Below are 20,629 nucleotides of genomic sequence, written 5' to 3'. Positions count from 1 at the left end.
TAGTTTACAGGAACTACTATTAACCATGACCCATGAACTATCAACTACTCCCCTTTTTCCACAAGTGGCACCACTAATACCGGCACATGCGAGTTGCGCACAACGCTTTCTGCAACGCTGCCCATTAGCAGGCGATCTATACCTGTACGCCCATGGGTGCCAATCACGATCAGGTCAGCTTTAAATTGTTCGCTGCAACTTAATATGCCATCAGCCGTTGAGCCGTACTCGTTAAAGTGTGTAACCTCCAAACCTTTCGCATATTTTTCAATAGTACGTTCTATGATGTTATCAGCCTGATCTTTTTGGATGTTTATCATGTTCACCTCATCGTAATTTATCGTAGGCAAGCCGATCATCGGGTCGTTTGAGGTATCGGCAATTACGGCCGGCTCTACAATGTGCACCAAACCAACGTGGGCGTTAAAGGTGTGGGCGATATCAAACCCGTACGATGCCGCGTATTCGGCAAATTTGCTGTCGTCTATTCCGATAAGTATCTTGCTAATTTTCATGGCTATAAGGGTTTTGGTTCCCCTTACTAAACAATCAATTTAGGATATGTTTTATTAAAGATGTAATTGCCTATAGGCGGTACCTGGCAAACATGCGCTTTAGATAATTGCCCTGCGCAAGCCCGGATTTGGACAAGGCAGTTTTTTGGGCCGAATAGATCCCACCATCGCCGCTGAAGGCGTAAGCCGTAAAACAAGCTATGGCAAAAAAGATAGCATACTGCCCGCCGAATAGTTCAACCCCCATTAAAGTGCAGGCCAGCGGGGTATTTGTAGCCCCTGCAAATACCGCGATAAAGCCCAAAGCGGCAAATAAACCAATGGGGGCATCCATCAATTGGGCAAGGGTATTGCCCAGGGTGGAGCCTATGTAAAATAACGGGGTTACCTCGCCGCCCTTAAAGCCTGTACCAAGGGTGATTGCGGTATAGATCAGTTTCCAAAGCCAGCTAAAGGCATCAGCCCCGGCATGTTGGAATGCCGAAACAATGGTTATCGCGCCGGGATATTCGGCATCCACACCCAAACTCAAATAATCGGGCTTACCCCAAATATAAGTAATACCGATGATGGCAAGGCCGCCAACAACAGGTATCACCCAGGTAGCCTTGATCCATTTAAGCGAAAAGTTTTTGACCATATGTACCGCCCTTTCAAAGGCATAGCTCACCATACCAAACACCACCGATGCCACAAGCACCTTTGCCACAAGCAGCAAATTGCCCGGCAAACTAATGCCATATAGCACTTGCCCGGTATCGGCAACATCGATATGATAGGCGGTATGATGAATGTGCCACAACGATACCGTGACATCGCCCACGTAGCCCGCTATCAAACAGGCAAAAAATGACTTATATGGCATGCGCCCGATGGCGATAACTTCGATGGCGAAGATGGCACCGGTAAGCGGCGTGCCGAATACCGCCCCAAACCCGGCTGCCACACCTGCGGTCAGGATGGTTTTTTTGTCGGCCTCGTTCAGGTTAAACCAGCCCGCGAACAAGTTAGCCAGGCTGCCGCCAATTTGCACGGCCGTACCCTCGCGCCCTGCCGAGCCGCCAAAAAGATGGGTAATAACCGTGGTGACCAAAATAAGCGGTGCCATGCGTTTAGGCACACCCGCCCCCGGCTGGTGGATCTCGTCAATAATTAAATTATTACCCCGCTCGGCGCTTTTGCCGTACCATTTATACAGCAGGTGGATTACTACACCCGCCAAAGGCAACAGGTACAACAACCAGTTATGCGCAAAGCGGAAATGAATAGCCAAGGTTAACAGCCACAGAAAAAACGCCACCATGCTGCCAATTGCTACAGCAACGGGGATGCACAAGAGCGCAACACGGATGATCTGGATAAAGGGCGAAAACGGTTTGGGAAAGATATTTTTAAACATAACCTACGTGCAAATAAACAACTTATTTGGGTAGGCGTCATCAGCTTTGCAGCGGTTCAAGTAGGCAGAACACCATTGCCTTGTTTGTGTAGGACAAATATAGTTTTTTAGTTGAAGGTTTAAAGTGCAAAGTAAAAAGTTAAGCCCTATTACAGCTTTTCACTTTAAACCTTTAACTTTCAACTCCTACCCCTATCTTTGCCCTATGAGCATCTCTCCCGAAATAGAAAAAAGGCTTACGCTGCTGCAGGAAAAATACAACGCCATGGGCCAGGATATGACATCCTACCTGGACGGCCTGCTGCATGCCGACTTTTTAACCTATTGGGACTATATTCACCTGGATACGCTTTTGAGCCTGCAAAGCCCGAAAACGCCATTCCCGGATGAAGAGATCTTTATTATGTACCACCAAATTACCGAGCTTTACTTCAAGCTAAGCCTGCACGAATGCAAGCAGATAGCCGAGGCCGAAAACCTTACTGTCGAGTTTTTCACCGCACGGGTAAAACGCATTAACCGGTATTTTGAGGCGCTGACAAACTCGTTCGAGATTATGGTGGATGGTATGGAGAAGGAGCAATTTCTCCAATTTAGGATGAGCCTGTTGCCCGCCAGCGGTTTCCAAAGCGGCCAGTACCGTTTGATAGAAATTTACGCGACGGATTTTATTAACCTTGTTGCCCAGGATCATCGGCAAGAATTAGCCACCGCACCGGTTGAAGATCAGTTTGAGCAGATCTACTGGAAATATGGCGCTACGGAACTCTCTACCGGTAAAAAAACATTGACCCTAAACCAGTTCGAAAAAAAATACGCCAAAACATTTATCGAGCTTGGCAAGCAGGTTAACAATACCAACTTTAACGCTTTATTGCAGCAGTTTAAATATAATGGCGCAAGCACTAAAGCATTAGAGGAGCAATTGAAACAGCTTGATGTAAACGTGAACGTGAACTGGCCGCTAAGCCACTACAAATCTGCCGTGCGCCACCTGCACCGCGAGCCCGAGGAGATTAAAGCTACAGGTGGCACCAACTGGCAGAAATACCTGCCCCCGCGTTTCCAGCGCCGCATTTTTTACCCATCTTTATGGAATACCGACGAACTCGAAAACTGGGGAAAAGCCTGGGTAGATAAAGTGGTTAGCGAACTGTAAACTATGTCAGAGAAAACCATTTTAGCAAGCTTTAAAGAGCATCCTATCGCGATAATATTTTGTTGTATTTATTTTTTATTGTGGTGTTGGATAGCTTATGTTACCTATTATGATCTTACTCACCATGGTGATGGCGAAACTATTGGGCTTACACTTTATTATTTCCTATTTGTAGTAATCCTACCATACCTTCTCATAACTTCGGGATTTGCGCTTATTTCTAAAAATTCAAAAATATTTTACTGGAATATGGTCGGCTTTATTCTCGTTTTTATCCCGATAGCCGCATTGATTGGCTTTTTGGTAAGCTATGTAAACGGATAGCTATATAGCAGTTATTTGCAAACTATTAGCCGCTGCCGCATCATTCACTAACTTCTCTATCTCGTAAAAGCTTTCAAACTTGTTGATGATCATCATCGAGCTTTTCTTCGGAAATTTATTTACCAGGAATATTCCCGGGCCGCGATGGGTAACCTTTTTAATATCGGCAAGGTCTATGGCAACGTCCGGTTGGTTTAGGGTATGCAATACAATTTTCTGGCCGTCGATAATAAGGTTCGTGGCATCTACCCCTTTAAAATATTTCTTTTTCCCGTAAACAAACCCCACTATCAAAGCCATAAATATAATGGCGAATGTGATGATATTGGCCGTGGTGCCGCCACGGTAAAGCAGGTTAAAGGCAAAAATACAGATGATAACAACGTATGAAGCTAAGATGGTGTAGGTCCAGGTTTTTTTGAGTTTGGCGTTTCCTTCGGCAGTAAGTTTGTATTCGGGCATGCAGGGGCTTTGTTAATTTGCTGTAATATAGTATTCATAAGGCTTTAAAATTAAAAAATCGTTCAAAATTTTTTAACTTGCCACTTTCTGTATTACTTATTCTACTACCATGACCGACACGCTGGACATAAAAATCACCAAAGCCGCTCACTCACGTTTAGCTGAGACGGATTTTAACACCCTGCCTTTTGGCAAGGTATTCTCTGACCACATGTTTTCTGCGGATTACATTGATGGCGAATGGAAAAATTTTGAGATACTGCCATACGGCCCAATCTTAATGAGCCCGGCAATTTCTTCGCTGCACTACGGGCAGTCGTTTTTTGAAGGTATTAAAGCCTACAAACATGCCGACGGTAAGGTTTCTATCTTCCGCCCGGACAAGAACGCCGCTCGTTTTAACAAATCGGCAGAGCGCCTTTGTATGCCTACCCTGCCCGAAGAACTCTTTGTGCAAACCATTGCCGCACTGGTTGACCTTGACCGCGACTGGATCCCTGGAAAAGCTAACCACGCATTGTACATCCGCCCGTTCATGTTCGCTACCGACCCATATTTGGGTGTAACGCCATCGGCTACTTATAAATATATGGTTATTGTTGGCCCGGTTGGCCCATACTTTTCAAAACCGCTTAGGGTTAAAATTGAGACGCATTACACCCGCGCTGCCGAAGGTGGTATGGGTTACGCCAAAGCTGCCGGTAACTACGGTTCCTCTATGCTGCCTGCCCGTAAAGCTACCGAACAGGGTTTTGACCAACTGATCTGGACAGATGCTAAAGAGCACAAATACATCGAAGAAATGGGTGCTGCTAACGCGATGTTCCTGTTAGATGGTAAACTGATAACTGCCGAAGCAAACGATACCATCCTTGATGGCGTAACCCGCGATACGGTTATCGCTTTAGCTAAAAGCTGGGGCATAACGGTTGAAGAACGCAAAGTATCTGTTGCCGAACTGATAGAAGGTGCTAAAAACGGCAAACTTACAGATGCCTTTGGTGCCGGTACTGCCGCAACTATCGCTTCAGTAGCATCTATCAGCTTTGAAGGTGAAGAATACTTTTTGAGCGACCCTGCAACACGCGAGTTCTCAAAACGTGTTTTATCAACCCTTGATGACATTAAATACGGCCGCACCGAAGACATCAACGGCTGGAATTATATGGTGTAATTTTCTTACCAATTATATACGAAAGCCCTGCAGAAAATGCGGGGCTTTTTGATTTTTACATCACCGCCTTCACCACGATATACGGTGATAGCGCTTTGCTTTCTATGGGAATGATCTTGGTAAATACTTTACCTGCCACCCAAATAGCTTTAACAATGGCTTTAGATAAACCCTTCTGTTCAGATTTATTCTCCAGCCACACGCTGAATTTTCCGTGGTAATAAGCTTCAATATCTTTCAGACCCAGGGCTTTGCAGCTATCACGCAGCAGGTCAAGGTCCATGCTGTTGATGTTATGCTTGTCGTAGTTGTCTTTATCAAAATTCTTTTGCACCCAGCCATTAACACTCTTAAAATTTGGCAAGGTGATAAACAAGGTGCCGCCGGGCTTTAAAAATCTAAGGTGTTCGTTTATAATAAATTGGGTGTCGTTAAAATGCTCTATCAAACCGAATGAAAGCACCAGATCAAACTTTTCGGGTGGTTGGTACGTGAACAGGTCGGCTTCCACAATATCAATATCGCCGGGTGTAAGGTCATTTGCAGCAAGTAGCTTATTAATCAGCTCGGGATGGATAAAATAATCGAGCAGGGTAGTTTTTAAACCCTGGTATTTTTTTAGGTAAATGGAATAATATCCCGGGAAGCCACCCAGTTCAATAGCATTTTTAATACCCTTTTCGGCAATCAGCTTGCCCAAAATATCACCAAAAACATAATTAGGCTTTAGTTTAAATATCAGCCCCTTGCGCGATTCCCAAAACGATTTCCAGAAGGAACGGTCTGTTAAATCATTCTCCATTAAATATGCTCAATAAGGGTTTCAGTTTTCTTTTCCAGTACGCGCGCCGGGTTACCCACTGCAGTGCTGTTATCAGGTATGTCTTTTATCACCACAGCGCCTGCGCCAATAATTACGTTGTTGCCTATGCTTACATCACCAATAATACAAACGTTGGCGCCTACGTCAACATTATTACCCAAACGGGGGCAATTGCTAAAGGTGCCATCGGCCAGTTTTTTATGGCCTATAGTAACACTGTTACGCAACACGCAGTTATCACCAATAACAACACGCTGATTAACTACCAGTGCCTCCCCATGGTAAATAATAAGGCCTTTGCCCGCAACAACTTTGCGCGGCAGTTCGATGCCTAAGGTCCACTCCACAAAAAGGCGGTAAAATACCAGATACCAGCAAAAAAGGATCTTTGAAAGTGTATGGCGGCTAACGATCTGCACCGATCGAAACAGGAACAAAACCACTCGCCCTTTTATGTTGCTCCGGTTAGCGCTCCAGTCCTGGAATAAGTACTCGAAAAAGTTCATGTTAGGTGTCGGATTTGCTGTTAAACTTCATTTTGATATTAATGAAGCATTCAAAAGTAAAATTTTTAATTTTAGTATCATTATACTTGCCCCGATAAATGAAGGTTGCACTCATCAATACATCAGATTCTGGCGGCGGCGCCGCCGAAGCTTGCATGCGCTTATTAAAAGCCCTGCAACTGCAACAGGTGGATGTAACCATGGTGGTGCAACATAAAAAGAGGGCTGAAGATGCGGTTTACACCATTGAGCGAAACATATTTGGCAAGTTACGGTCAAAACTAAATTTCTTGTTAGAGCGGATTCCTTTCATGCTTTTCCAGGAGCGGGATAAGCAGGTTAGGTTCGCTTTTTCACCAGCCAACGCGGGTACGGATATCAGCCAATCTAAGATTATCAAAGAAGCAGACATCATCCACCTGCATTGGACCAACTCGGGGTTCCTCTCTATTAAAGACATAAAAAAAATCATCGCCCTAAATAAACCCATTGTTTGGACGCTGCACGATATGTGGGCTTTTACAGGTGGCTGCCATTACGCGGGCCCTTGTAACCACTTTAAAAACCAGTGCGGCAATTGCTATTTCCTGCGCAACCCGGAGGATAACGACCTATCGCACGATGGTTGGCTCCACAAAAAGGACGCGCTGAGTATCGCCAAAAACTTATCCATTGTAACCTGCAGCCATTGGCTGGGCGAGGTGGCCATGAAAAGCACCCTGCTTAAAGGGTTTATTATACAGGCGATCCCTAATCCTATCGATGTTGACCTGTTCTCGCATAAAGATAAAGCCACCGCGCGTGCCAAATGGGGCGTAAACCCCTCTGCAAAGATTATTTTGTTCGGCGCTGCCAATGTCAACGACAGGCGCAAGGGCATCAGCTTTTTGGTAGAAGCATTGCAGGTATTAAAAGCAAGCCGGCTTAACGAAGATATCGAGATCGTCATATTCGGTAAAAACAAGCACTTTGATACAAATGCTTTATCGTTCCCTGTTAAGCAATTGAATACTATCACTTCGCCTGCCGACCTGGCCGAGATTTATAGCATGGCCGATGTATTTGTATCGCCGGCTATTGAGGATAACCTGCCCAACATGATCATGGAGGCCATGAGTTGCAGCACACCCGTTGTGGCATTCAATACAGGCGGCATCCCCGATTTGATAGACCACCAGGTAAACGGTTACATGGCCGAATTTAAATCGGCTACCGACCTTGCCGCCGGCCTTAATGATGTATTGAACACAGGTAACCGCGATAAGTACGCCGCTGCAGCCCGCTACAAGGTAAAACGCATGTTTAATACCGAGAAGGTAGCAAGGCAGTACATAGATCTTTATAAATCCATCCTATGAAACCCGTCCTGTCGGTAATTACCATCGTTTATAATAATGCTCGGGATATTGAACGCACCATGCTTTCGGTGCTTGGCCAAACTTACGATGCTATCGAATATATTATGGTTGATGGTGCATCTAACGATGGCACGCTGGAAATTATTAATCGCCACGAAAGCCGCATTGCCAAACTCATCAGCGAAAAAGACAAAGGTATTTACGATGCCATGAACAAAGGCCTTGTCCTTGCCACCGGCGACTATGTGATCTTCATGAACTCGGGCGATGAATTTTATGCGGCCGATACAGTTACCAAAGTTTTTGCTACCGCATCCGATGCCGACATATATTATGGTGAAACCGAAATGGTGAACGATGGGCGCGAAACCCTTGGGCAGCGCCGCCACCAGGCGCCCGATAAATTTAACTGGCGCGGCTTTAAATACGGTATGAGTATCAGCCACCAGGCTATTTATATCAGGCGCACACTTACCGAGCCATACGACCCCAAATACCAGCTTAGTGCTGATATCGACTGGATCATCCGTGCGGCTAAAAAGGCTACCAAGATCGTAAGGGTTGATGGTTATGTTGCCAAATACTTAATAGGCGGCATGTCTAAAGCTAAACACAAGCAGAGCCTGCTGGAGAGGTTCGATATTATGAAGCGCCATTACGGGTTGATCCCCACCGTGCTTAACCACGCGGTTATCGCTTTTAATTTAGGGTGGTATTGGTTGAAGAATAAAAGGACGAATGATTAGGTGACATTGAATATCTTGCGCGTCAATGACGGCTTTTCAACAAACAAAAAAGAGCGATAGGTCAACCCTATCGCTCTTTTCCTATATAAAGCCGTTAATTATGCTTTCGCTAACTCGGGTTGTTTGGTTTTACGTTCGGCGTACACAGCACCGGCTAAAGCCAGGATCAATAATATTGAACCTACTAACGAGATATTTTCGCCCAGGTAGTATGATGTTGGGTGGAAGATGAACTCAACCTTGTGGTTACCAACCGGGATGCTCGCTGCTCGCAGCAGATAATCGGCACGGTAGTATGGCTGCTCTTTACCATCGATGTACATCGCCCAGCCTTTATCATAATAGATCTCGGAGAATACCGCAACCTGGTTTGAGGTTGAACCTGTTTGGTAGGTTAAATGATCGGGCTTGTAGCTGGTTAATTCGATGGTGCCATTTTTAGTCGCACCTAAAGGTTTTGCCTCCACAACGCTTTTATAACGCTCGTCAATCATTACCTCATCTTTTGGCGAGAAGCTGCTGATGGCCTGCATTTCCTCATCACCATCTTTTACATACTTAACCGAATTTACAAACCATGCGTGGCCGCAGGCAGTTGAATTGGCATGCATGCTTGGGCTGCCCGTTTTAGGGTCGGCAGTGATGATGTATTTGGTATTAAGCATATCAAGTACATCCTGGTTTACGCTTTTGGTGAATTGATTTTGAACTAATTCATCAAAACGCCTTAAACGAGCCGAGTGGAAACCACCAACAGTTTTATAGAAATAAGATGAACGCGAATCGTGAAACGGATCGCCACTGGTCATATCAAATACCCTAAAATCGGGGTCTTTATCACGGATGATAAATTCATCAATGTCACGTGGGGTGAAACTTTGATCAAGAATTTCTTTAGATACGAAGTTCTCGTCTTTTAAATAACGTTTGTCGACGCTCCACATATCTACCAAAATAATGGACATGAACGCAAGGGCGGCAAATGTTAAGCTTATTTTTTGTTTGATAACAATGTAAAGCAAACCAAACGCTAATGCGATAAAGATAAAAGTACGGATAGCATCGGCACGTTCTAAAGCCTGGCGGTCTTCTATCAGCGCGTTGGAAACCTGGTTAGCCATTTGGGTATTCCCCTGGAAAGCCTGGGTTAAACCGCCTACAAGCGTTTGATGCTCGCTCGATTTAAAACTTAAGAATAAACCCGGTACAGCTATCATTAATAAGGTTAAACCACCGGTAATATAGAAAGCAAGCTTTACATTCTTAAAGATGTATGGCTTATCGCGGTTTACAAATACCTCGTTTAATGCCAGGAAGCCCAATATCGGGAAGCACAATGATGCGATAACCAACGTAGACTCTACCGCGCGGAACTTGTTGTACAGCGGGAAATAGTCGAAGAACAGATCTGACAGGAACGGCAAATTCTTACCGAACGACAGGAACACGCTCAATAACACGGCTGATAACAACCACCATTTTATCCTGTTTTTAACGATGATCAACCCCAAAACAAACAGGAAGAATACGATGGCACCAAAATACCAAGGACCATTAGTACTTGGTTTATTACCCCAATAAACGGGTAACTGGCTGGCAAACTGTTGGGCTTGTGCAGGGTCTACACGGTTTTCGGTTAATACTTTTACCACCTTAGAGTCTTCGGCAGCCGGGGCACCACTGGCACCACCATATGCGTTAGGGATAAAGAAGGTAAATACTTCGCTTACGCTCTCGCTCCAGTTGTAGGCATAATCTTTATCAAGGCCTGTGCTTACAGCGGTGGTTTCGCTTTTAAGGTTAGCAGGGCCACGGATGGTATATTTGCTGTATTCGTAAGTCGTCCATAACGACCCCGCGTTTACAATAACTGCCAAAATAGTAGCGCCCGCTAAAAATGCTAACGACTTTAAGAACGGCGCGGTTTGTTTCGCTTTAATAGCGTGGTAAAGTTCGATACCTATTAAAATAGCGATTGCCAGGAGCAGGTAAAAGGTCATCTGCACGTGGTTAGAGCGGATCTCCATCGCCAGGAACAACGCGGTTAAGGCACCACCGGTAATGTATTTTCCCCTCAAAGTTATGATAATGCTGGCAACTATAGGCGCGAAGAACGCGATGGCATAAGCCTGATTGGCGTGCCCCGCCTGAATATAAATGAAGTTATATGACGAGAACGCGAAGGCTACAGCGCCCGCTGCTGCAAGCCAGTTATTTAACTTAAGGGTACAGAATAAGAAATAAGCACCAAAAAGATATAGTAAAATGGTATCAACCGGGTTAGGGAATACGGCTTTAAGGCCATCTATAATGTAAGTAGTTAGGTTTTTGCCATACTTGGCCCAAATTTGGTAGCTCGGCATACCGCCAAACATTTGGTTTGTCCATAATGGTGCTGTGCCGGTTGCGGCTTTAACATCCATGATCTCCTTTTGCATAGCTTTGGCCTGCAAAACATCGCCCTGGTACATTATTTTACCCTGCATTAACGGGTTAAAGAAATAGGCAAAAGTTAGTACGAAAAATATTGCAGCGACTATAAGATGCCCACTATTCCGCTTGATCCAGTTGTTCATTTAAACTTTTTTAGGGATAATAATTATAATCTTCAAAAATAGAAAATTGAATGAGATTAGAAACGATAAGTTTTTATAAGATATTCAATTAGCAATTATGGGGCTGGTTGCTAAAATAATAAAACATGAATACCATTAATAAGATACTTACAACATAAACAATAACGTTTAGCTTATTATACTCCTCGCGATTGCGGCGGATGTTGTAAAGATTGTAAAAAGCAAGGATAGCTATAGAAACCCAAAAAAAGTTATTGATGGTGCCACAACTGGTAAACAGTTGCGTTAGTAATGCAAGTACAATAAAATTGGTAAGTATTAGCAGTACTGTGGGCGGGGTATTGTTGTGGCCGCGCCTGCGTTTATATAGCCCTTCGGGTAACATTGGTTTATTTAATTTCTTCGTAATCTACAAATTCTCCTTCAGAATCAGGGACTGAACTTTTTGCATCGGGCTTATAATCTACACGCACACGGCCATCAGGTTTTGGAGGCTGTTGTTGCTGGCGCGCCTGCTCCTGCGCTTTGTTAATTATGCTGCCAAACAGCATAGGCAAAAATATGCGCACAAGGCTGCGGATGATATATAACGAACAAATGGCAATTATTAAGAAACGTATCAAACCCATCTGGTTTTAAATTAGCTTACAAATATAAGTATATAACGTAAAATTTGTTTCATTATGATATTTATGTATATGAAAGGGGCAATGAATCAAACCCATTAATCCGTCCACTCACTAAAAAGTCAGTTTCACTCACTCAGGTATCCCGCCCAATCATTACTGTAAAATCGTGCTTTGATAGTATTTACCATTGTATCAGAAAAACACAAATCAAACTTAATAAACATTAAAAAAACTATCATGAAAACACAACGCTACTTATTTCTATTAACAGTTATCTGCTTATCATCATTAATGGTTAAATGCAAAAAGGGTGATGACGGACCTATTGGCCCTGTAGGTGCTAAAGGTGATACGGGTGCTACAGGGGCAAACGGTACAAATGGCACCAATGGTGCCGCGGGAACTACAGGCGCTACAGGTACGGCAAATGTAATTTACTCCGACTGGATAACGCCTGCATCTTATACCAAAACAACCGTATTTAGCACATTCAATTTCTTTTATGATATTGCTGCATCTAAAGTTACCCAGGCTGTTTTAGATAAAGGCACCATACTTGTGTACGCAAAACTGAACGGATATAACCCGGTGATATGGCCTACCGACCAAGTGAGTGGATTACCTATCGTGATCAATTATCTAAGTGGTACTACTCCGGAGATAGACACATGGTCGGCACGTAGTACGTTAGGTAAGATCCAAATCCATATGACCAACAATAATAATGCTTACGGCAGCTTATCTACAGCACACAGCTTCAGATACGTGATCATCCCCGGTGGCGTGCATACAACCTCTGTTGTAAATTTCAGAAATTATGCCGAGGTTAAAAGAACTTATAACATAGCCAACTAAAGCCTTAAGATTTAATCAAAGCCGCGCTTATATAAATGAGCGCGGCTTTGATTTAAGAGAATTTCTCTTCCATCATTTTTTCCAGGGCAAACATTTCATCGCGCAGTTTGGCGGCCAGCAGGAAATCCATATTTTTTGCTGCTGCCACCATGTCCTTGCGGGTGTTATCGATAGATTTTTTCATGTCCGGCTTGGTCATGTATTGCACTATCGGGTCGGCAGCAAGGGTAAGGGTATCGGTTTCCACGTAAGCCTGTTGTACGCCACCTTTAAAGTCGACAACGGAGGTTTGCTCCATGATCTCCTCTTTGGTTTTACCAACAGTACGTGGCACAATGCCGTGCTCTTCATTATATTTCATCTGCAACTCGCGGCGGCGGTTAGTCTCGTCCATCGTTATCTGCATCGAGTCGGTAATCTTATCAGCATACATAATAACCCGGCCCCTATCGTTACGGGCAGCACGGCCAATAGTTTGGATCAGCGAACGCTCTGACCGCAGGAAACCTTCTTTATCAGCGTCCAAAATAGCTACCAATGATACCTCAGGCAGATCCAACCCTTCGCGCAGCAAGTTGATCCCTATCAACACATCAAACTCGCCAAGGCGAAGGCCACGCAGTATCTCTACACGCTGCAAGGTTTTCACTTCCGAGTGTATGTAACGGCATTTAATGCCGAGCCTGTCCATATACTTGGCCAACTCTTCGGCCATGCGTTTGGTAAGGGTGGTTACCAGGATGCGGTCGCCCATTTTAATTGTTTTGTCCACCTCGTCAAGCAAATCATCCACCTGGTTTATCACCGGGCGGATCTCGATGATCGGGTCAAGCAATCCTGTAGGGCGTATCACCTGCTCTACTACTACACCGCCAGATTTTTCCAGTTCGAAATCGGCAGGGGTGGCGCTTACATATATCGTTTGGGGGGCAAGGCGCTCAAACTCCTGAAAGTTTAGCGGTCGGTTATCCATCGCCGCAGGCAAACGGAAACCATAATCAACCAAGGAAATCTTCCGGGACCTGTCGCCGCCATACATCGCCCTTATTTGGGGTACAGTTACGTGGCTCTCGTCTATTACCATCAGGTAATCGTCCGGGAAATAATCTAATAAACAGAACGGGCGCATCCCCGGTTCGCGTCCGTCAAAAAAGCGCGAGTAATTTTCGATCCCGCTGCAATAACCCAACTCGCGGATCATCTCCAGATCGTAGTTAACCCTTTCCTCCAGGCGCTTTGCTTCAATGAAGCGGCCATCGCCAATGAATTGCTTTTTGCGGGTTTCCAACTCCTCCTGAATGGCCCAAACAGATTGCTGGAAGCGCTCACGCGGGGCAACATACAAGTTGGCAGGGTAAACCACCATGTGCGTCATCTTCTCGATGGTTTTACCCGTGGTGATGTCAAATGTGCTAAGCTCTTCAATATCATCCCCAAAAAAACTGATGCGGTAGGCGTAATCCATATAAGCCGGGAAAATATCCACCGTATCGCCCTTAACCCTAAACGTACCGCGTTTAAAATCGGCCGTAATGCGGGCGTATAATATCTCCACCAAACGGTGTAAAAAAGCGTTCCTGCTAATACGCGTCCCAACCGCGAATTTAAATACCGAGTTGGCAAAATCTTCGGGGTTACCCATACCATAAATGCAGGAAATGGACGACACTACGATCACATCCCTCCTGCCGCTCATGAGCGACGAAGTGGTGCGCAAACGCAGTTTTTCTATCTCCTCGTTTATCTGCAGATCCTTTTCTATATAGGTGTTGGACGAGGGGATAAAAGCCTCGGGCTGGTAATAATCGTAATAAGATACAAAGTAGTTCACCGCGTTATCGGGGAAAAACTGTTTAAACTCGCCATACAGCTGCGCCGCCAGCGTTTTATTGTGGCTAAGTATCAGCGTGGGTTTTTGGGTTTGCTCAATTACGTTGGCAATACTAAACGTTTTGCCAGACCCGGTTACCCCCAACAGGGTTTGGAAAGGGTCGCCGTTGTTTACACCGTCAACCAGTTGTTTTATAGCGGTTGGCTGGTCGCCGGAGGGTACGTACTGAGAAGTTATTTTAAAATCCATTACTCAAAAATAGTGATTAGTGACCGGACTTTTGTGATTAAGCTGTCAAGATTGCTAAACATTTTAGTTGGCCGTATTAACCTGATACTTTACAAATATCTTATACCTGATGACAACCCTATGTCAGCATCTTTTTATACAACCAAATTATTTGTATAATGATTGCTTAATTGCATCTATTTAGCAATCTTTAAGCAGGATTTGAAAAAAGCGTTTATTTCAAATTTCAGGTATCACATCTCAAGTCCACCCATGCAGCCTTTCATCCTCAACAAAACCAACAGTATTGCCAACCAATTTTTGGCTGAGCTTCGCGATGTTAACCTGCAGCAGGATAAATACCGTTTCCGCAAGAACCAGGAAAGGCTTGGCGAGATATTGGCCTACGAGATAAGCAAGACCCTAACCTACGAGACTGCCGATGTGCAAACGCCCTTAGGCACCGCCACCATAAACTTGGCTACCGAGCAACCCGTTATAGCCACCATATTGCGCGCCGGGCTACCCTTTCACCAGGGGTTTATTAATTTCTTCGACCGTGCCGATTCCGCATTTGCAACTGCTTATCGCAAGGTTAAAAAGACGGGGGCGTTCACCATTCAGATCGACCAGATCTCCGCTCCTGACCTGGAGGGAAAAACCCTTATTATGTGCGATACCATGCTGGCCACCGGGCAAAGTATGGTTTTGGTTTGTAAAGAGATCATGGCGCAATACAATTTAAAGGCCCTGCACATTGCCGCCGTTATTGCCAGTACCGAGGGTATTACTCATGTACGCGCCAACCTGCCCAAAGCGCAAGTTTGGGTTTGCGCAGTTGATGAAGAAATGACCAGCAAGGCTTACATAGTACCGGGATTAGGTGACGCCGGCGATCTGGCGTTTGGGGAGAAGGTGTAGATAGATTTCGTAAAAAATTGTTTTATATATTTATCCATGAAAAAAATTATACTCTTTTTAACTTTAACAATATCAGCTCAATCTTTCGCTCAAAGCAGAAAGGTTTTTTTAGCGGAAGATGGCTCCGCAATAGACTCATCAAAGGCCACATTCTATCTACTTATTAATCAGCTATCAGATACTTCCTGGTCAGCTAAGCAATATGGCATGGATAACGTTATAATAACGGAAGGAAATTACAAAGATGCAAGCCTTATCACGCCTCATGGCAAATTCACTTATTATAACAGGGATCTAAAAAAAATCGGTAACGAAGCCTCGGCAAGCTATGTAGAAACCGTTGGAGAATATAAAAACGGCCTAAAAGATGGCCAGTGGATAGTTTTTCGGTCTGAAAATTTTATATCCAGTTTAGATACTTATAAAAATGACAAATTAAACGGATTACATGAGAACTATGGTGACAAAACATTACCTATTACTATAAGAGGTAATTATGTTGATGATGTTAAAGAGGGTGAATGGTATACAATAAGTAAAGATGGAAATATACTTAGAGCCGAAGGTTTTACTCACGGTAAACGTACCAGTGACAACACTAAATCCTCAGGTTTAAAAGCTGCAATTCCACCTGACGACTTTAACAGCTATATTATAGGGAATATTACTAAAGTAGTTTCTAATGATACAAATGAAACGATATTTGTGCATTGCACTATTACCAATGAAGGAATGGTTGTAAACCCAACAATAACCAACCCAGAGATAAACCCTTCGCTTGCTATGACAATATTAAATACACTCTTAAAGTCCCCTAAATGGAAACCTGCATATGATGTTAATTTGAAAATATACATAGAATGGAATGCAGGCTTTATGGTAACTATTAAAAAAGGCAATGTAAATACCTTCTATTCGTCAAAAGCGGAAGAATTAATACATCAGATTAAAAACTAAGCGTAGCTTTACTCGCACAACGTTTCGTGAACGTTCAAAATAATACAGTTACTTATAATGCTGCAATACGAAGTCAAACAATACAAACACATCTTCTTCGACCTTGACCACACCATTTGGGATTTTGACAAGAACGCCGAAGAGACCCTGCACGAGCTTTACGGCACTTATAAACTAAAAGATATTGGCCTGCACTCCGCCGATTTGTTCATAGAAACCTACACCCGCCATAACCACCGCCTTTGGGCAGATTACCACTTGGGCAGGATAAGCAAGGATGAACTGCGCGAAGAACGTTTCAAATCAACCTTTATCGAACTTGGTGTACAGCCAAACCTGATGCCCGCTGATTTTGAGGATGCCTATGTAAATCTCGGCCCAACCAAAACAAACCTGTTTGCCCACGCACACGAAACGCTGGCTTATCTACAAGGCAAATACACGCTGCACCTTATTTCTAACGGGTTTAAAGAATCTACCGAAATGAAGGTTGCCCGCACCAATCTTGCCCCCTATTTTAAAAACGTCATCATATCCGAAGTGGTGGGCGTTAACAAACCCGATCCGCTGATATTCCACCACGCTATTGAACTGGCCGGGGCCACCATCCCCGAAAGTATAATGATAGGCGACAGCATAGAAGCCGATATCCGCGGGGCTATGGGTGTAGGCATGGATGCCATTTATTTTAACCCTGCCAATTTAGAAAAGCCTGCGGATGTGGCTGTTCAAATAGTTGGGTTAAAAGAGCTAACTTTATTACTATGAACATCGCTAAAGAGCGCCGCGCCATTGATGCCGCATTAGATACCTACCGCCAGTTGCTGGACGGTTTTTCTGACGAGCGCTTCGCCCAAACCCCACCCACGGGTGGCTGGAGCTACGCCGAGGTGTATGATCATATCTTAAAATCGAGCTTAGGGTCTACCATCGCGCTGGAGCGTTGTACGAACAACAACTGCCCTCCAACCAAAAAGGGTATGGGCTTTTGGGGATATTACGTAATGGCAACCGGCCTGTTCCCGCCGGGGAAATTAAAAGTGCCCGAAGCTGTTGCCGATAAAATTGCCCCTAATAAGATAGATATTGAAGCCGCTAAAAACCTCATCATCAAAACCCGTAAACGGATAGAAGGTGTTACGGGCCTAATTAAAGACGCGCCCGCCAACGCCCGCTGGCAGCACGCCCGCCTGGGCATGCTTAACGCCGCGCAGTGGTTTAAATTTACCCGCGTGCATTTGGAGCATCATTTAAAACAGTTGGAACGGATCAAAAACAACTTTATGAAGCGGTAAATTTACTCACCCGACCATCGCTACGCCTGGTCACCCTCTCTGCTTCCCAAAGAGGGTGAAAAAAGAAAAAATCTCTAAATCCTATTTGCGAAGCAGAAAGGGTCGCGCATGGAGTGCCGCAAGGTGAGTAAAACACATAAAATGTTCACGTTCACGGCCATGACCACACATTTTTATTTACAAACAACTCAAAATCAAATACTTGAGTTTTATTGTGTACTGACAAAACACCGCCACCACTTTGATCAAACCGGTTACAGGTGTTTACAGGTACTTTAAACGTCCTTAAAAAAACCGCGCCGGAATTTCACGTGCATTTCATATTTAATTGGTAAATTACTTACATCAAACAGACAAGCTACCGCCAATATAAACCTGCCGCCAAATTAATTTTTGTTTAACGTAACCTTTTACATTTAACAAAGTCTTAACACTATAATAATTTGATTATATGATATTTGTAAAAATAAGGAAAGATGAATTTTGAATTTACTTACTTGTTTGTAATAGGATTACTGGTATTGCTTGGTGCATTCTATCTAAGCCCTTACGAACTTAAGGTTAACGAAGACGACGACGAGGAATAAGCCTCCCGTTACCAGCTGCCAGCGTTTATAAATAAACGGCTATTGTATAGCCCCTCAGTTTTTAATGGCAAAACGCGAAGTAGATATAGTTATCATTTCTGATGTGCATTTAGGCACGTATGGCTGCCACGCCAAAGAACTCCTCAAATATCTTAAAAGTATCAAGCCCAAAATGCTTATCCTCAACGGGGATATCATCGATATTTGGCAATTCAGCAAATCGTACTGGCCCGAGGCACACATGAAGGTGGTGCGCCGCATCCTGAAGTTTGTTACCGAAGGCGTGCCCGTGTATTACCTTACCGGCAACCACGACGAAATGCTGCGCAAATTCACCGATTTTAACCTCGGCACATTTCAATTATTGGATAAGATAGTGCTTAACATCGATGGTAAAAAAGCCTGGATCTTTCATGGTGATGTGTTTGATGTGACCATGCAGCACTCTAAATGGCTGGCAAAACTGGGCGCCGTTGGGTACGATACCCTCATCCTCATCAATAGCATGACCAACTGGCTGCTCACCGCTATGGGCCGCGAAAAAATGAGTTTCTCGCAAAAAATAAAGGCCAAGTTTAAAGACGCCGTAAAATTCATTAACCAGTTTGAGCAAACCGCTGCCGACCTGGCCGTAGAGAAAGCCTACACCTATGTTATTTGCGGACACATCCACCACGCCGAGATCCGCGAGATCCAGTCGACAGAGCAAACGGGGTCGGTGCTATACCTCAACAGCGGCGACTGGGTGGAAAGCCTCACCTCGCTCGAATACCACAACAACGACTGGACTGTTTTTAAATATGAACCCGACGACTTTAAACAAGATAACGACGAAGACGACATCACCGACGCCGAAGACCTGGACGCCAAACTGGACGTACGAAGTTTGTTAGAAAGGTTTAAGCAGGAAGCGCAGTAGGGGTGATTGCTAGAATAAAAACACTTTTATGCAAAATGTCTAAATTTGTCGCGATGAAAAAGATCTCGCTTTTCCTATCGTGTTTTTTGGTTAGCATGTTTTTTAATACGTGTGTTACGGCCCAAAATCACCAGATTGTTATTTCTGCCGCCGACAATGAAGCCCTGCCCTTCGCCCTCGTACCTTACCGGGTTAAAAACCTATGGGGATTTTCGGATTATAAGGGAGACATCAAAATTGCCCCCCAATATGATGATGTGAAGCAGATAAAATATTATTGGACAGATGGCACCAGCTTTAAAAGCGTTATGGTAGTTCGTAAAGGGTCAAATATCTTTGCCATCAACCATCATAATAAAATACTTATTCCACCTACCACTCAATTTGATGAGATCAGCCCTGATACTTATTATTATGGTGTTGCAATCGTATCCAAACAAGGCAAAGAGGGAGTATTTTATAACAAGCAGATCATCCCTTGCTTATACACCAGTGTCGAGCGTGAAAAAAACCTCAGTTTCCGTGTTTTGGCCGATGGCAAATCGGGTATTATCAACTCAAAAGGAAAGATAGTTGTGCCTATAGAGTATTACGGGATCGGCACAAAAAGTATTACTAAAGACGCAGTGACTTGGACAGCCCTTAACAGCACCAGTAAAAATATGGAGTTTACGGATGAAATAGCAGAGACACCCGCAAACGAAGAGTTTCACAGTTACATCGTTAATGAGCCGTGGCCCGCAAGCGTTGACATGCCACAAAGCCTGATGGATATTAAAATGAAAGATTTGCGTAAAGTTTATAAAACAGCGGTTATAGATACCTATTATTCGTATATAATTTATGTAACTAAAAACGGCAAATGGGGTGCATTTAACTTAATTACGGATAGCTTAAGTGTGCCTTGCCTATATGACGAACTTAAAGCCGAAAAACAAACCGAGCCCAAAATTGCTATTCGGGCAAAAAGGGACAACTATATGGCTATATTGATGAAAGTAACAAATTACTTTCCCCAATTATTTTCGATGGGATATATAAAAAGGGCGCCAATTTTATGCTCCTACAAGGCAAAAAGATAGGTTTATTAACACATAACCTTAAATATATCAAACCGCTTTACCTTGATATCAGCTATCCCGAGGAGGTTTATGATGCCAAAACTTCCAAAGCACAGGTTTTTCATGAAGTATTAACAGCATCTGGAAAAAAAGGCTTTATAAACATTGACGGGTTTGAATACTTTAAAGACTAAGCGCAAATAAAAAGCGTGGAGGCCTACTGACGCCGAAGACCTGGACGCCAAACTAGATGTACGCAGTTTGTTAGAAAGATTTAAGCAGGAAGCGCATTAAATCTTGTCAA

The 20,629-nt window shown here is 44.0% G+C and carries 22 protein-coding genes and 1 riboswitch; of the genes, 13 read left to right on the top strand and 9 right to left on the bottom strand.

The features are described 5' to 3' along the window. Positions 1–44: 44 nt before the first annotated feature. Both ABIB39_RS05200 and ABIB39_RS05195 read right to left on the bottom strand, forming a co-directional pair. The gene (locus tag ABIB39_RS05200) at positions 45–515 is read right to left on the bottom strand and encodes a universal stress protein (protein ID WP_354427904.1); all 471 of its coding nucleotides are present in this window, start codon (positions 513–515) and stop codon (positions 45–47) included. A gap of 70 nt (positions 516–585) precedes the next feature. Then, positions 586–1,914, bottom strand: a complete 1,329-nt coding sequence (locus ABIB39_RS05195) for a voltage-gated chloride channel family protein (protein WP_354427903.1) — start codon at positions 1,912–1,914, stop codon at positions 586–588. A gap of 24 nt (positions 1,915–1,938) precedes the next feature. Then, positions 1,939–2,003, bottom strand: a riboswitch (Fluoride riboswitch). A gap of 116 nt (positions 2,004–2,119) precedes the next feature. Here ABIB39_RS05195 and ABIB39_RS05190 point away from each other — a divergent pair. Both ABIB39_RS05190 and ABIB39_RS05185 read left to right on the top strand, forming a co-directional pair. Continuing rightward, the gene (locus ABIB39_RS05190; protein ID WP_354427901.1) at positions 2,120–3,073 is read left to right on the top strand and encodes a tryptophan 2,3-dioxygenase family protein; all 954 of its coding nucleotides are present in this window, start codon (positions 2,120–2,122) and stop codon (positions 3,071–3,073) included. Positions 3,074–3,076: 3 nt separating this feature from the next. Beyond that, positions 3,077–3,397 (top strand): hypothetical protein, encoded by a 321-nt coding sequence (locus tag ABIB39_RS05185; RefSeq protein ID WP_354427899.1) that lies wholly within the window; start codon positions 3,077–3,079, stop codon positions 3,395–3,397. Here the strand turns inward: ABIB39_RS05185 and ABIB39_RS05180 are convergent, their stop codons facing one another. Then, positions 3,398–3,859 (bottom strand): hypothetical protein, encoded by a 462-nt coding sequence (locus ABIB39_RS05180; protein WP_354427897.1) that lies wholly within the window; start codon positions 3,857–3,859, stop codon positions 3,398–3,400. A 109-nt stretch (positions 3,860–3,968) separates the two neighbouring features. On the opposite strand from ABIB39_RS05180, the gene ABIB39_RS05175 reads away from it, so the two are divergent. After that, positions 3,969–5,033: a branched-chain amino acid aminotransferase gene (locus tag ABIB39_RS05175; RefSeq protein ID WP_354427895.1), complete on the top strand. Its 1,065-nt coding sequence runs from the start codon at positions 3,969–3,971 to the stop codon at positions 5,031–5,033. Positions 5,034–5,088: 55 nt separating this feature from the next. Here ABIB39_RS05175 and ABIB39_RS05170 read toward each other — a convergent pair whose 3' ends face one another. Beyond that, complete coding sequence (locus ABIB39_RS05170; RefSeq protein ID WP_354427893.1) at positions 5,089–5,835, bottom strand: class I SAM-dependent methyltransferase; 747 nt, start codon at positions 5,833–5,835, stop codon at positions 5,089–5,091. Beyond that, positions 5,835–6,362, bottom strand: a complete 528-nt coding sequence (locus ABIB39_RS05165) for a serine acetyltransferase (RefSeq protein WP_354427891.1) — start codon at positions 6,360–6,362, stop codon at positions 5,835–5,837. Before ABIB39_RS05165 ends, ABIB39_RS05170 begins: the two co-directional genes overlap by 1 nt. A 98-nt stretch (positions 6,363–6,460) precedes the next feature. On the opposite strand from ABIB39_RS05165, the gene ABIB39_RS05160 reads away from it, so the two are divergent. Together ABIB39_RS05160 and ABIB39_RS05155 are read left to right on the top strand one after the other, a co-directional pair. Further along, entirely contained in the window at positions 6,461–7,720 is a 1,260-nt protein-coding gene (locus ABIB39_RS05160) for a glycosyltransferase family 4 protein (protein ID WP_354427889.1), read from the top strand. After that, positions 7,717–8,466, top strand: coding sequence for a glycosyltransferase family 2 protein (locus ABIB39_RS05155; protein ID WP_354427887.1), 750 nt, complete (start codon positions 7,717–7,719; stop codon positions 8,464–8,466). Before ABIB39_RS05160 ends, ABIB39_RS05155 begins: the two co-directional genes overlap by 4 nt. Positions 8,467–8,564: 98 nt before the next feature. Here the strand turns inward: ABIB39_RS05155 and ABIB39_RS05150 are convergent, their stop codons facing one another. The 3 genes from ABIB39_RS05150 to ABIB39_RS05140 all read right to left on the bottom strand — a co-directional run bounded on the left by ABIB39_RS05150 (position 8,565) and on the right by ABIB39_RS05140 (position 11,671). After that, positions 8,565–10,952, bottom strand: coding sequence for a YfhO family protein (locus ABIB39_RS05150; protein ID WP_354427885.1), 2,388 nt, complete (start codon positions 10,950–10,952; stop codon positions 8,565–8,567). A gap of 178 nt (positions 10,953–11,130) precedes the next feature. After that, a complete protein-coding gene (locus tag ABIB39_RS05145) occupies positions 11,131–11,427 on the bottom strand; it encodes a hypothetical protein (protein WP_354427884.1) in 297 nt (98 codons plus the stop codon). 4 nt (positions 11,428–11,431) lie between these two features. Then, the gene (locus ABIB39_RS05140) at positions 11,432–11,671 is read right to left on the bottom strand and encodes a DUF4834 domain-containing protein (RefSeq protein ID WP_354427882.1); all 240 of its coding nucleotides are present in this window, start codon (positions 11,669–11,671) and stop codon (positions 11,432–11,434) included. 237 nt (positions 11,672–11,908) lie between these two features. Between ABIB39_RS05140 and ABIB39_RS05135 the strand changes: the two genes are divergently transcribed. Beyond that, the gene (locus tag ABIB39_RS05135; protein WP_354427880.1) at positions 11,909–12,526 is read left to right on the top strand and encodes a hypothetical protein; all 618 of its coding nucleotides are present in this window, start codon (positions 11,909–11,911) and stop codon (positions 12,524–12,526) included. A 52-nt stretch (positions 12,527–12,578) separates the two neighbouring features. Here ABIB39_RS05135 and uvrB read toward each other — a convergent pair whose 3' ends face one another. Continuing rightward, positions 12,579–14,606 (bottom strand): excinuclease ABC subunit UvrB, encoded by a 2,028-nt coding sequence (uvrB, locus tag ABIB39_RS05130; protein ID WP_354427879.1) that lies wholly within the window; start codon positions 14,604–14,606, stop codon positions 12,579–12,581. A gap of 252 nt (positions 14,607–14,858) precedes the next feature. Between uvrB and upp the strand changes: the two genes are divergently transcribed. The 7 genes from upp (at position 14,859) to ABIB39_RS05095 (ending at position 20,519) form a co-directional block, all read left to right on the top strand. Continuing rightward, positions 14,859–15,506, top strand: coding sequence for a uracil phosphoribosyltransferase (gene upp / locus ABIB39_RS05125; protein ID WP_354427877.1), 648 nt, complete (start codon positions 14,859–14,861; stop codon positions 15,504–15,506). Positions 15,507–15,542: 36 nt separating this feature from the next. Next, positions 15,543–16,463 (top strand): toxin-antitoxin system YwqK family antitoxin, encoded by a 921-nt coding sequence (locus tag ABIB39_RS05120; protein WP_354427875.1) that lies wholly within the window; start codon positions 15,543–15,545, stop codon positions 16,461–16,463. A gap of 57 nt (positions 16,464–16,520) precedes the next feature. Further along, entirely contained in the window at positions 16,521–17,231 is a 711-nt protein-coding gene (locus tag ABIB39_RS05115) for a YjjG family noncanonical pyrimidine nucleotidase (RefSeq protein ID WP_354427873.1), read from the top strand. Continuing rightward, positions 17,228–17,758, top strand: a complete 531-nt coding sequence (locus tag ABIB39_RS05110) for a DinB family protein (protein WP_354427871.1) — start codon at positions 17,228–17,230, stop codon at positions 17,756–17,758. The genes ABIB39_RS05115 and ABIB39_RS05110 overlap by 4 nt, the downstream gene beginning before the upstream one ends. A 651-nt stretch (positions 17,759–18,409) precedes the next feature. Further along, a complete protein-coding gene (locus ABIB39_RS05105) occupies positions 18,410–19,264 on the top strand; it encodes a UDP-2,3-diacylglucosamine diphosphatase (protein ID WP_354427869.1) in 855 nt (284 codons plus the stop codon). Between the two features lie 35 nt (positions 19,265–19,299). Continuing rightward, positions 19,300–20,346 carry a WG repeat-containing protein gene (locus ABIB39_RS05100; RefSeq protein ID WP_354427867.1) on the top strand — a complete coding sequence of 349 codons (1,047 nt, stop codon included), beginning with the start codon at positions 19,300–19,302 and terminating at the stop codon, positions 20,344–20,346. Beyond that, positions 20,322–20,519: a hypothetical protein gene (locus ABIB39_RS05095; RefSeq protein WP_354427865.1), complete on the top strand. Its 198-nt coding sequence runs from the start codon at positions 20,322–20,324 to the stop codon at positions 20,517–20,519. Before ABIB39_RS05100 ends, ABIB39_RS05095 begins: the two co-directional genes overlap by 25 nt. The last annotated feature ends 110 nt before the right edge of the window (positions 20,520–20,629 follow it).

Origin of the sequence: Mucilaginibacter sp. UYP27, from assembly GCF_040547175.1 — a bacterium.
Taxonomy (GTDB): domain Bacteria; phylum Bacteroidota; class Bacteroidia; order Sphingobacteriales; family Sphingobacteriaceae; genus Mucilaginibacter.
This window is presented reverse-complemented; position numbering and strand designations above follow the sequence as displayed.